Raw genomic sequence first — 12874 nt, 5'->3', positions numbered from 1 at the left:
ATGAACAACGGTCTGGTGCGACTCCCCGCCGACAGCGGTTTCATCGACCTGCCCGCAACCCGCCCGGTCCTGCGCTTCCAGCCCTCACTCCCGCCCCCTCCCCCGGCCGAGCCGCCGGCCCACGGCTCGGACGAGCGGCCGGACACCCCGGGCTCGGCCACTCCCGGCGGCTGGAGCTTCACGAAGGCGATCTCCCTTCGTTTGCCGGGAACTTTCCTGGTCGATCTGGCCGTGGACGCCGCGGGATTTCGGGTGGAGGGCCGCCCCGTGCGGCCGGCCGCGCTCGCCGCCCACCTCGCCGCGATCGCCCCGGCCGGCCGAACGATGCTGGTGGTGCCACACGGACCGGTGGCACCGGGCCCGGCGATGACGATGCTGCTGGGCTCACTGGCGGACGCGCTGGGCCATCCGGTGGTCGTTGCCGGCACCGGCATCCGTTTCACCGCCACCGGGTTGGCGCTGGGCTCGTTCCATCGCGTCCACCCCCGATCCACGCACCGGCGCGTCGACGCCCTGGGCCCGGTCTGGCCGGTGCCACCGGCCGGCCTGACACCGCACACCCCGTTGATCGTCGTCACCCCGGACCTCGACACGCCGGCAGGACCCTCGGCCCTTCCCCGGCCCCTGGAGCCCTCAGAGGTTCACGACCTTCCGGACGCGCCGCCGCTCCTCTCGGCGGTTTCCCCGGTCGCGACGGCATCCGCGATGCCCGGCGATCTGCCGGTCGCGAAGGTTCCGGAAGCGCTGGTGGTTCCGGAAGCTCCGTCGATGCCCGAGGCGCCGAAGGCCGACGTCGTCCTGTCCGCGGGGAAGCCTCTGCCCGTCGACGCCGATGTCGTCGCCTTGCTGGCGCCGGAGCGGTGGGCACGGGTCTTCGCGATCCTCCGGACAACGTCGGCGGCCGCGGCGGCTGCCACGTCAGCCGCGCGCACAAGTGCCGCGTCGACCGCGCCTCCGGCTGCGTCATCCGCCGCCGCACCGACAAATGCCGCAATGCCGGCCCAGCCCCTAGGCGCTCCATCGCCCAACGCGCCTACACCGACCTCGCCGGCGGGCGCGGGTCTGGCGGCCACGGGCGCGGGAACGGCTGCGGGCACGGGCGCGGGAACGGGCATGGGCGCGGGCACGGGCACGGGCGCGGGCACGGGCACGGGCGTGGGCGCGGGAACGGGCGTGGGCGCGGGAACGGGCGTGGGCGCGGGAACGGGCGTGGGCGCGGGAACGGGCGTGGGCGCGGGAACGGGTGCTGGTGCAGGAACGGGCGTGGGCGCTGGTCTGGCGAGCGGGGGCGCGGGCGCCGGTCCGCGGCCGGCGGCGGTGTCAGGCGGCGAGGAGGCGTCCGGCGAAGGGCTGGCGGCCCCGGACGCTCTGTGGCTGCCGGCGGCCGAGGCTGATCGGAGTGCGGTGCGGCAAGTGCTCAACGGGCGCTACGACGCTCACGCGCGCATCGTGGCGCGGCGGCTCTCCGAGGATCCGGGGCTGCGGGCCGTGGCTGGGTCGGCGGCCGACATCACGGCGGGGCTGGTGGCCGTACGCGCCTATCTGCTGGAGGAGCGGGACGCCGTCAACGACGTTCTGCGCGGTGGCGGGGACGACGCCGATCGTGAGCATGCGGTCGTCCTCGCGCGGACCGCGACGTACGGGCTCCAGCGCCTTCCCTCGGTCTTCGGTCCTGTCTTTCAGAGTTGCTCGGCCGGGGACGCCGCCGTGTCCGGCTATCGGGCCGGCGACGAGCTTGTCGAACCCGCCTTTCTCGATGTCGGCCTCTCCCCCTCCGCGCCGGATCCGGAGACCACTGTCGAAGTCGCGATCTGGTCGGTCAGCGCTCGCCGGGTGGCCGGCCTCGACGTCGGTGACGCGGCCGCGTTGTTCCCGCCCGGCAGCCGCTTCACCGTGCTCGCCGTGGATCGTCCCGATCAGGCGCCGCCCCGCGTGCTGCTGCGTGATCTGGCCTCGGTGCGGCGCGGTGGCGGCGACGACCTCGACCGCATCCTGTCCCGGCTGCGGGACGTGCCGCGCGCGGATGGCCGGGGCCGCCCGCGGACGCGGTTCGCGCCCGGACTGGACGACGCGGGGCGGCGCTACCGGAAACGAGAGAGTGGGGCAGCGTGAGCAACAGCGTGGTGTCGGTGTCGCAGACCGAGCCCGGCTGCGAGTCGAGCATCTCGGCCGCCCTCGCGGTGGCCGCGCCCGGCGCGACGATCGTGGTGCAGCCCGGCGTCTACCGGGAGCAGCTGCGCCTGGCCGGTGATGTGACAGTGGTGGCCGAGGACGGGCGCGGAACGGTCACTGTGGACGGTGGCGACGGGGTCGCCGTCTACGCGGCCGGCGGCTCGACCGTCCTGCGCGGGCTGGTGCTGGTCGGCGGTGGCCCCGACCTGCCCACCGTGCAGGTGGGCCGGGGCGCGGCCACGTTCGCCGACTGTGCGGTGCGCGCGCACGGCGTGGTGGCGGTGCACGCGCCGGGCGGGCGGCTCGAGATGACCGACTGCGAGGTGCGCAATCCCACGGGCGCCGGGGTGCTGGTCGAGAAGACCGGCCAGGCCGCCCTCACCGGCTGCACGCTGCGCGAGATCGGCGGGTCGGCCCTCGTCGCGACCGGCGGCGCCGACCCGGTGTTGCGGGCGTGCACGATCACCGACGTCCGCGGATCGGCCGTTCTCAGCACCCGTGGCGGCCGCGGCACGTTGCAGCGGTGCGACATCAGCGCCGCGGACGGTCCCGCCGTCGCGGTCGAGGACGACAGCGCGCCCCGGCTGACCGGGACGACGGTGCACGACACGCCGGGCGCCGGCGTGGTTGTCACCGGGGGCCGCCCGGTGCTCGAGGACTGTGAGCTGCGCGCGATCGGCGGGCACGGCGTCGTCGTGTCCGGCCGTGCCACGCCGGTGGTGACCCGCACCCGGATCAGGTCGGCCGGCGGGCACGGCGTCCTGCTCGTCGAGGAGGGCGCCGGCGAGTTCGGCGAATGCGCCGTCGAACGTACGGGCGCCGCCGCCGTGGCCGTCGGCGACCGGGCGCGCCCGGCCTTCGAGGGTGGCGAGATCACCGCCGGGGAGGAGCCCGGCCTGTTGTTCACCGGCTCGGCGGCCGGCCTGGTCAGAGGCACAAAAATCAGCGGCGGTCGTACGGCGGTCGCGCTCACCGGCGGCGCCGCACCGGCCCTGGAGGATCTGACCGTCCGGGACTGCGCCGAGCACGGTCTCCAGGTGGCCGAGCGGGCCCGGCCGATCGTGCGCCGGGGTCGCGTCGAGCGGTGCCGGGTGGCCGGGATCGCGGTCGGCGCGGGCGCCGGCCTGGAGGCGGTGGAGCTGACCGTGCGGGACGGCCGGCACGGCATCACCGTCGCCACCGGCGCCACGGTGCTGCTGACCGGCTGCGACATCGGCGGCGCCACGGAGTCCGGTGTGCTGGCCGAGGCCGGCGCCACGGTGACCTCCGTGCGCAGCCGCGTCCAGGGTGACGTCCCGTCCGACACCACCGCGGCCGAGACCGCACCGCCCAAGCCGGCCGCGGCGGACAGCGACGCGGCCGCTCCCCTGCTGGCCGAGCTGGACGAACTGGTGGGCCTGGCCGGGGTGAAGCAGGAGGTGGCCACGCTCGTCGGCCTGCACCGGGTGGCCGCCCGCCGGGCCGCGGCCGGGCTGCCGGCGCCGCCGATGTCGCGCCACATGGTCTTCGCCGGCGCGCCCGGCACCGGCAAGACCACGGTGGCCCGGCTCTACGGCAAGATCCTGGCCGCGCTGGGCGCCCTCAAGTCGGGCCAGCTCGTCGAGGTGGCCCGGGCCGACCTGGTCGCCGAGCACATCGGCGGCACGGCGGTGAAGACGGCCGAGAAGTTCACCGAGGCGATCGGCGGGGTGCTGTTCATCGACGAGGCGTACACGCTGGCGCCGGTGGAGGGTGGCTCCGGCCACGACTTCGGGCGGGAGGCGGTCGACACGCTGGTCAAGCTGATGGAGGACCACCGCGACGAGGTGGTGGTGATCGTGGCCGGCTACTCGGCGCAGATGCGGGCCTTCCTGAACGCCAACCCCGGCCTCGCCTCCCGGTTCTCCAAGACCGTCGAGTTCGAGAGCTACTCGACCGGTGAGCTGGTCACCATCGTCGAGCGGATGTGCCGCAGCCACCACTACGCGCTCGAGTACGACACCCGGGTCGCGCTGGCCGGGCTGTTCGACGGCATGGTGCGGGACGCCAACTTCGGCAACGCCCGGGTGGCCCGCAAGGTGTTCGAGGAAATGGTCGGGCGGCAGGCGTTCCGGCTGTCCCAGGGCGGCTCGTCGTCCGGGGTCGAGCTGGCCCAGCTGCTCCCGCAGGACCTCGGCACCCCGGCCGCGTCCGGGGTGCGGGCCGGCCACGAGCAGGCCGGTGAGGTCGAGCGCCTGCTCGGCGACCTGCAGAGCATGATCGGCCTGGGCGCGGTCAAGCGTGAGGTCTCCGACCTGATCGACCTGCTCTCGACGACCCGGGCCCGGTTGGCGGCCGGGCTGCCGGCGCCGTCGCTGTCGCGGCATCTGGTCTTCTCGGGGCCGCCCGGCACCGGCAAGACCACTGTGGCCCGGCTCTACGGCGACCTGCTGACCGCGCTCGGCGTGCTCGCCGGTGGCCAGTTCGTCGAGGTGGCCCGGGCCGATCTGGTCGGCGAGTACATCGGGCACACGGCGCACCGCACCCGGGAGGCGTTCGAGCGGGCGCGCGGCGGCGTGCTGTTCATCGACGAGGCGTACACCCTGGCCCCGGCCGGCGCCCAGAACGACTTCGGCCGGGAGGCCATCGACACGCTGGTCAAGCTGATGGAGGACCACCGCGACGAGGTGGTGGTGATCGCGGCCGGCTACGAACGCGAGATCGAGGCGTTCCTGGCCGCCAACGCCGGCCTGGCGTCCCGCTTCTCGCGGCGTATCCACTTCGCCAACTACAGCCCGGACGAGCTGGTCGCCATCTTCCAGCGGCTCGCCGCCTCCGGTGGCTACGAATGCCCGGGCGAGACGCTGGTGGCGCTGCGCGAGCACTTCGAGCGGGTGCCGCGCACCGCCACCTTCGGCAACGGCCGGTACGCCCGGCAGGTGCTGGACGACGCGATCACCAGGCAGGCCGGTCGCTTGCGGGCGCTCGCGTCGCCCACGGTGGAGCAGCTGCGGACGCTGACCGTGACCGACGTGTCTCAGGCCGCCTCGTCGAGCGCGCTGCGCAGCGACCGGAGCGCGTAGTAGGCCCGGGACTTCACCGTGCCGACCGGCACACCGAGCTTGGCGGCGGCCTCGTCGGCCGAGGCCCCGCGCAGGTACAGCTCGTGCAGGATGGCCCGGTGGGCATCGGTCAGCGCGGTGAACGCCTCCTGGAGCGTGTGGTTGGCCAGGGCGTTGTTGGTGGTGTGGTCGTCGGTGGCCAGGTCGAGCGCCTCGAGCAGGCTCACCTCGGCCGGCCGCACCTGCCGCATCCGGGCCGCGTCGATGGCGATGCGGCGGGCCACCGTGAACAGCCAGCGCCGCGCGTTCTCCTCCTCCTCGGGCAGCGACTCCAGATGCTGCCAGGCGCGGACCATCGTCTCCTGCACCAGGTCCTCGGCGGTGTGCCGCTCGTTGCGGGTCAGGCTGAGCAGGAAACGCAGGAGCGGCGCCGCGTGGATGGCGTGCACCTCGGCCATGCGTGATTCGGGATTCTCATGGATCACGAGCGGTGACGCTACGAGGACAGCAGTGACATATTTGTGACCGGAAGCGGCCGACAGGTCACTTCATTTCCTATTTGCCGTCCCGTCGCCCGGCGGCGAAGTTCGCCGGCATATGCCCGGATCAGCCGATGCCACAGATAGCGGCCGTCGCGTCTCTCGGCGACCAGCCCGGCCCGGTCCAGCTCGGCCAGCAGGGCATGCGCGGTGACCGCCGGCAGCCCGCTGACGGCGACCGCGACGGGCACCGAGACTTCATCTTCTGAATGGCAGGACAACATCCGGAACAATCGCGCCGCGGGCACGCTGAGACGCCGGTACGAGCCGGCGAACGCGGCCCGCAGACCGTCGGCCACCTCGCCGTACTCGTAGCGGCCCGGCTCACGCAGCTCACCCGCCACCTCGGCCGCGCTCAGCTCGGGGTGGGCGGCCAGGCGCGCCCCGGCCAGCGCGAGCGCGAGCGGCAGGCCGCCGCACTGGGCGACGATCGCGTCCAGGGCCGCGGGCTCGGCGGCGGCCCGCTCCGGGCCCACATGCGTGGCCAGCTGCGCCCGCGCCTCGTCCGGCGTGGGCAGCCCGACGGTCAGCAGGTGCGCCCCGGCCGAGGTGCGCAGCCGGGTCAGCTTGCGCCGGCTGGTGACCAGGGCCAGACAGCGGTCGGTGCCCGGCAGCAGGTCGGCCACCTGATCGGCGTCGCGGGCGTCGTCGAGCACCAGCAGCATCCGCTTGCCGGCCAGGAGGCTGCGGTAGAGGCCGGTCCGGGCCGCCCGGGAGGCCGGCATCTCGCCGGACTCCACGCCCAGGGCGGTGAGGAGGTCGTGCAGGGCGTCATCGGTGGTGACGGCCGGCCGCGCCTGATCGAAGCCGCGCAGACCGATGTGGAGCTGCCCGTCCGGATAGTGCGGGGCGAGCCGGTGCGCGACGTGCACGGCCAGCGCGGTCTTGCCCGAGCCGGGCAGACCGGACAGGGCGGTCACCGGACCGCGCACCTGGGCCGTGAGAGTGGCCCGGCCGGTGAACGGCGGGGCCGGCGGGAGCTGGGCCGGAACGGTGCGGGCGGGGGCGGCCGGGAACTGCTGGCGCAACACTTGCTCGTACGCCTGGCGCAGCTCGGCGCCCGGATCGACGCCGAGCTCCTCGCCGAGCCGGCGCCGCACCTGCTCGTAACGGGCCACCGCGTCGCCCTGCCGGCCCGAGGCGGCCAGGACCAGCAGATAGCGGGCCTGCACGGCCTCGTCGTACGGATGCCGGTCGGCCGCCTCGGCCAGCGCCGGCAACGCCATCCGGGCCTGCCCGAGCATCAGCGCGGCGGCCGAGAACGCCTCGACCACGGCCGCGTACTCGCGCTCGATCGCGACGAAGGCCGGATGAGCCCGGCTGTGCGGGTCGAGGTCCGCCGCCACCGGTCCCTTCCAGCACCGCAACGCCTCGGCGTAGAGCGGCAGGGCGCCACCGGGCGACTCGAGCTCCGCCCTTCCGGCCAGCTCACGGAAGGCCAGCAGGTCGAGCGATCCGGCGTCGACCGCCATGCTGTACCCGCCACCGTTGGGCCGGAGGAACCGTCCGCTGGCCCGGTTGGGCAGGCCGGGCTCGCATTCGCGGCGCAGCCGCCCGACGTGCCGGTGGACCAGGTTGACCGCGTGCGCCGGCGGATCCTGTTCCCAGAGCAGCTCGACCAGCTCCGACAGCCCGACCGGGTGCGGGGCGCAGGCGAGCAGCAGGGCGAGCATCGTGCGCCGCTGACGGGGGCCGAGGTCGAGCTCGGCACCGTCGCGCCACATACGTACCGGGCCGAGGATCTGGAAACGCACAGGGAACATGCGGGGTGTCACCGACCGGACGCTACCTCCACTACGGACGCCGGATCTCCATCGATATGCGTCTTTTCACGACACGTTCATCCGGCCCTCCCGCCCGCAAGTCGATCACCTGGGCGAGTTGAACATCTGGTGGCCGGCGGCCTTGAGCGACTCGTGGGTGGGCGCGTCCGGGATGTGCGCGGGGCGGCCCACGGCGAACTCCTTGCGCAGGGCCGGGACGATCTCGCCCAGGCGGTCGAGCTGGTGCAGGACCTCGGCGTGCGGGATGCCCATGCCGTCCAGGACGAAGAGCTGGCGCTGATAGTCGCCGGCGTATTCGCGGAAGCCCAGGATCTGGTCGATGACCTGCTGCGGGCTGCCGACCGAGAGCGGAGTCTGCCGGATCATCTCCTCCAGGGACGGCCCACCGCCGTACACCGGGGAATTGTCGAAGTAGGGCCGGAACTCGCGGAGCGCGTCCTGCGAGTTGTCCTTGACGAAGAACTGGCCGCCCAGGCCGACGATCGCCGTGTCGGCCGGGCCGTGCCCGTAGTGCTCGAAGCGCTCGCGGTAGAGGCGGATCATCCGGCCGGTGTGCGACGGCGGCCAGAAGATGTTGTTGTGGAAGAAGCCGTCGCCGTAGTACGCGGCCTGTTCGGCGATCTCCGTGCTGCGGATGGAGCCGTGCCAGACGAACGGCGGCACACCGTCGAGCGGGCGCGGCGTGGACGTGAAGGCCTGGAGCGGCGTGCGGTACTTGCCCGACCAGTCGACGCTCTCCTCCCGCCACAGACGGCGGATCAGCGCGTAGTTCTCCACGGTGAGCGGGATGCCGGCCCGGATGTCCTTGCCGAACCAGGGATAGACCGGGCCGGTGTTGCCCCGGCCGAGCATGAGGTCGACCCGGCCGCCGGCCAGATGCTGGAGCATCGCGTAGTCCTCGGCGATCTTCACCGGGTCGTTGGTGGTGATCAGCGTGGTCGACGTGGACAGGATGATCCGGCTGGTCCGGGCCGCGACGTAGCCGAGCAGCGTGGTCGGCGACGACGCCACGAACGGCGGGTTGTGGTGCTCGCCGAACGCGAACACGTCGAGCCCGACCTGCTCGGCGTGGACGGCGTACTCGGTGATGCGCCGGAGGCGCTCGTGCTCACTGGGCGTCTCACCGGAGACCGGATCGCGCGCCAGGTCGCCCACGCCGAAGATCCCGAACTGCATGACTCCCCCTCGCCTGTAATTGACACGTCAATCATGCCGATAATTGACGTGTCAATGACAGCGACGTTCGTCACCCCCGCCGGCCGAGCCACTGCTCGGCGTCCCAGGCGTGGAAACGCTCCACCTCGGCGAACCCGAGCTTCGCGGCCAGGCGCATCGAGGAGAGGTTGGCGCTCTGGGTGACCAGCACGACCGGCTCGCCGACCCAGTCGAGCGCCGCCGCACAGGCCTCGGCGGCATAACCGGAACCCCAGACCCGGGGCAGGAACAGATAGCCGAGATCGACCATCCCCAGCGCGGCCGGACGATGCCGGTGCGGCCGCCGCAGGAGGATCTGGCCGATCATCGCCCCGTCGAGCTCGACGACGAAGCTGCCGGGCCACGACTCGGGCACGCCGGGCAGGTCGCGCTCGAGCTGCTCACGCGGTTGCGGCCCACCGAGATAGGTGTGGACCTCGGGCGAGGCCAGCAACTCGACGAAGGTGGGCCGGTCCCGAGCCTCGGACGCACGAAGCACGAGCCTCGCGGTCCGGATCGGAGCAGGCGGCCAGGAAACGGAGGCGAGCGCACTCATGCCGTCCAGTCAATCAACCCTTGTCACTCGGTCCGCGACGCGCTCGATCCGCCGTGATCGCGGTCGGCGGCGTCGATGGGCGTGTACTGAGAGACGGGAACACGCCACCCCCGAAGGGATGGCGTGTTCTCCTGGCGGTGGTCAGTTGCGGGTGATGGTGAACTGCGATCCGGGCTGGATCACCACGTCGCCGGTGGCCGAGTTGGTGATGGTCACGTTGGTCAGCGTGGCGTTGCCCCGGGCGCCGCTCATGGCCAGCACGCCGGCGCCGTTGTTGGACTTGTCGATGCGGACGTTGGTGACGGCCACGTTCGGCATGTTGCCGCCGCCGGTCTTGAACTGGATGCCGTCGTACGTGGAATCCAGGATCTCGGTGTCGCGGATCGTGACACCGACGATGTCCTTCGACGACGGGAACAGGGTGATGGCGCCGAACTCCTGGTCCTCGTTCCAGAAGACGCCGCCGGCCCGGTAGAGGCCGTTGTTGGCGATCAGCGTCGTTCCCGTGAAGGGCAGCGGGTCGTGATCGGTGGCCAGCATGATGCCGGGGTAGTTCATCGTGTCGGCGATGATGTTGTTCTCGATCGAGTTGCCGAAACCGCCGTAGATGGCGGCGCCGTTGGCCCGCCACGGCAGCTGGATCGTGTTGTTGACGAAGTGGTTGTTCGACGCCACGTCGACCGACGTGTCCTTGACCCGGGGGTTGGCCCAGACGGCCAGCGCGTCGTCGCCGTTGGTGCGGAACGACGAGTTGAAGACCCGCGAGTTCCGGGTGCCGTTGCTGAAGTTGATGCCGTCGGCGTACGTGTCGCGGATGCGCATGCCGGTGAACTCGACGTTGTCGCCCGGGTTCCAGTAGGCCGGGGTGTCGGAGTAGTCGCGGCCGACCCAGGCCCCGACGTTGGTGTGCTCGATCCAGACGTTGCTGATCTTCGTGTTCTTGCCGAGGCGGCCGTTGATGCCGTGGCCGCGGTTGGCCCGGTTCGTGGTCATGCCGAAGATGGCCAGGTCGGAGATCTGCGTGTTGTCGTCGATGTCGAAGCCGACGTTGCCCTCGTGCGGATGGTTGATGTTGCCGACCACATTCTGCGGCTCGGTGTTGGTGTAGAGCTGCGTGTGCCACATGCCCGCGCCGCGGATGACCACGTTGCGGATGCCCTTCTGGTTCCACTGGCCGCGCGTGGGGTCCGGGGACAGGATCTTCTGTTCCTGGCGCCACTGGCCGGCCGGGATCCAGACACAGCCGATCACGCCGTTCTCGTCGTCGGTGACCGCGCGCTGGATGGCCGCGGTGTCGTCGAGGCCGTCGTTGGGCACGGCGCCGTACGAGGTGATCGACGTGCAGCCGGCGGGCTGGGACAGGGCCGGGGCGACCTGCTCCAGGTCGACCAGGTCGATCACGTAGAACGAGGCGGTGTCACCGGCGTCGCGCTGGAGCTTGAAGCGGGTGCCGGCCGGATACGAGGTGGACAGCAGCGCGTGCGACTCGTCGAAGAGCCGGCGGGCGTCGGCCGACGGCGTGTTCGACAGCGATTCCGTGTCGTCCGACGTGCCGTACAGCCAGCTGTTGCGCGACGACAGGGTCAGCTTCTGCACGAACTGGTCGTTCGCGTAGAGGCTGATCGTCGCCGACTGGCCGCCGCCGCCCGGCGCGTCCGGGATGGAGTTGCGGACGACGATCGAGTTGGCCTGGTTGGCCGAGGTGAACTGCACGTACTGGCCCGTCGCGGTCAGCCGCACCGACTTGCGGCCGGACGACTCCGTGCCGAAGTTGGTGTGGCCGAACGTCCGCTTCGCGTCCGCCTCGACCAGCGTTCCGGTGTACGTGCCGCTCTCCGCCTCGTAGGAGACGTAGGGAACAGCCGCTCCGCGGCCCACCACGACCGATTGGGTACGCGTGTTGTTGTTCTCGTTCGTCTCGGCGACCACGTTCGTCGCGTCGGCGATGGCCGTGATCGTGGCCCCGCCGCTGGTCGCCGTCCATGTGCCGGCCGTGACCGTGACCGTCGCGCCGGCCGCGACGGCGCCCGTGTTCACGTTCAGCGTCGTGCTGCCGACCGTGACCCGGGTGACCGAGGCCGCCGCTGAGGACGTACCCCTGTTGTTGACCGCGACCGCGAAACTCACCTGCGCGCCCACCGCGGGGTTGGCCGGCGTCGGGGTGACGCTGACGACCTGGAGGTCCGGTCCCGGCGCCTGACCGACGACCAGCGGCGACGACGCGGTCAGGGTGTTGTTGTCGTTGCTCAGCTCGGCCACCGTGTCGGCCGGGTCGACGACGGCGGAGACCTGATAGCTGCCCTGGCCGCGACGCCCCGCGTCGACCTGCACGGTCGCCGTGGCGCCGGCGGCCAGCGCACCGACGTTCGCGCTGCCGACGACATTTCCGTTCAGGCGTACGTCAAGTGACGTGGCCCCGGACGCGGCGGAACCCGCGTTACGCACCGTGGCCGAGACGGTGACCGCGGTGGCCTCGTCCGGGGACGTGGGTGACCAGGTCACCGACGTGACGGTCAGATCGGGGTTGGGCGCCCAGGCCCCGAGGACCTGGAGCTCGGCGACCTGGCCGCCGGGAGCGCCGGTGTTGCTGAAGAACTGGAGCTGGAGGTCGGCGACGCGGCCCGTGACCGGGATGGTCACCGTGTTGCCGCTGCCGAAGGCGTAGTCGGCGCGGGCCTTGAGCGACGTGTAGCCCGAGGCGCCCTGTGCGCGGCCGAGAACCTGGATGCCCTGGGTGCGCGGGCCCCAGGCGGCGTCGGGGTTGAGCTTGACGACGACGCCGGAGATGTCGGCGTTGGCGCCGAGCCGCGTGGTCAGCGTGGCCGGGAAGCCGTTGGACTCCCAGTACGTGGCCAGGTTGTTGTCGTTGGCGTTGGGCGCCGTGAAGGAGAAGACGCTCGAGGACGCCTCCATGGCCTTGCCCGCCGCGAGGTTGGTGCCGGTGGGCGGGTCGGGGTCGGGGTTCGTGCCGCCGCTGACGCCGTAGATCTCCAGCTCGGACAATTGCGCCGCGGGCCAGCCGGTGTTGGCGGTGATGGTTGCCCGGACATATCGGACGCTGGCCGCCGTGAAATCGATGGTGACGGCGTTGCCGCTGGCGGGGTTGAAGGTGCGACCGGCCGAGGCCGAGAGAGTGGACCAGCTGCTGTTGTTGGTGCTGCCCTGCAGCGTGACCGTCTGCGTACGGGTGGCCCAGGCGGCGGCCGGCGGCAGCTTGAGCTTGACCTGGTCGATATTGGTAGCGGCGCCCAGGTCGACCTGGACCCAGTGCGGGAAGGCGTTGTTCGGGCCCTCCCAGTAGGTGTCGGCGTTGCCGTCGTTGACGTTGGAAGCTCCGTACGGGCCGTTCACCGCGCTGGCGGTGGCGGACTTGCCGGTGGCCAGGTTGGGCCCGCCCGCCGCGTGCGCCGCACCCGGCGAGAGTCCCGCGGCGACCAGCACGGCCACCGCGACTCCGGCGAACAGTCGTCGTCTTCTCATGAAGGCCTCTGTTCTGCAGATGCCGGCCGTCAGGGTTCGGGGTCCTGACGGCCGGCCGGGGATGGAGGGGAGTCCTGCCCCGAAGATTCGGCCGTCTCCATGAAAATTTCGCGGAGCCTGCCGAGTTTT

At 72.1% G+C, this 12874-nt stretch carries 7 protein-coding genes; 2 read left to right on the top strand and 5 right to left on the bottom strand.

Going from position 1 to position 12874, the window contains the following annotated elements:
* Positions 1-2112: a hypothetical protein gene (locus ACQP2X_RS06150; RefSeq protein WP_498694955.1), complete on the top strand. Its 2112-nt coding sequence runs from the start codon at positions 1-3 to the stop codon at positions 2110-2112.
* Positions 2109-5213 (top strand): AAA family ATPase, encoded by a 3105-nt coding sequence (locus ACQP2X_RS06145; RefSeq protein WP_498694954.1) that lies wholly within the window; start codon positions 2109-2111, stop codon positions 5211-5213. Before ACQP2X_RS06150 ends, ACQP2X_RS06145 begins: the two co-directional genes overlap by 4 nt.
* Here ACQP2X_RS06145 and ACQP2X_RS06140 read toward each other — a convergent pair.
* From ACQP2X_RS06140 to ACQP2X_RS06120, 5 genes are all read right to left on the bottom strand, one after another.
* The gene (locus ACQP2X_RS06140) at positions 5168-5677 is read right to left on the bottom strand and encodes a sigma-70 family RNA polymerase sigma factor (protein ID WP_498657464.1); all 510 of its coding nucleotides are present in this window, start codon (positions 5675-5677) and stop codon (positions 5168-5170) included. The two genes, ACQP2X_RS06145 and ACQP2X_RS06140, sit on opposite strands and share 46 nt — an antisense overlap.
* A gap of 11 nt (positions 5678-5688) precedes the next feature.
* The gene (locus ACQP2X_RS06135; protein WP_498694953.1) at positions 5689-7506 is read right to left on the bottom strand and encodes an AfsR/SARP family transcriptional regulator; all 1818 of its coding nucleotides are present in this window, start codon (positions 7504-7506) and stop codon (positions 5689-5691) included.
* Positions 7507-7599: 93 nt separating this feature from the next.
* Positions 7600-8691, bottom strand: coding sequence for a CE1758 family FMN-dependent luciferase-like monooxygenase (locus tag ACQP2X_RS06130; RefSeq protein ID WP_498694952.1), 1092 nt, complete (start codon positions 8689-8691; stop codon positions 7600-7602).
* A gap of 70 nt (positions 8692-8761) precedes the next feature.
* On the bottom strand, positions 8762-9208 hold the full coding sequence (locus ACQP2X_RS06125; protein WP_498694950.1) for a GNAT family N-acetyltransferase: 447 nt from the start codon (positions 9206-9208) through the stop codon (positions 8762-8764).
* Positions 9209-9406: 198 nt separating this feature from the next.
* A complete protein-coding gene (locus ACQP2X_RS06120; protein WP_498694949.1) occupies positions 9407-12745 on the bottom strand; it encodes a CARDB domain-containing protein in 3339 nt (1112 codons plus the stop codon).
* Positions 12746-12874: the final 129 nt, after the last annotated feature.

Origin of the sequence: Actinoplanes sp. CA-131856 (assembly GCF_050956135.1) — a bacterium.
GTDB lineage: Bacteria > Actinomycetota > Actinomycetes > Mycobacteriales > Micromonosporaceae > Actinoplanes.
Note: the sequence above shows the minus strand (reverse complement) of the source record. Positions and strands in the feature narration are given on the sequence as shown.

Excerpts from the sequence above, each read along its gene's own strand:
- ACQP2X_RS06150 (WP_498694955.1), top strand. The coding sequence starts at position 1 with ATGAACAACGGTCTGGTGCGACTCCCCGCCGACAGCGGTTTCATCGAC.
- ACQP2X_RS06120 (WP_498694949.1), bottom strand. The coding sequence starts at position 12,745 with ATGAGAAGACGACGACTGTTCGCCGGAGTCGCGGTGGCCGTGCTGGTC.
- ACQP2X_RS06130 (WP_498694952.1), bottom strand. The coding sequence starts at position 8,691 with ATGCAGTTCGGGATCTTCGGCGTGGGCGACCTGGCGCGCGATCCGGTC.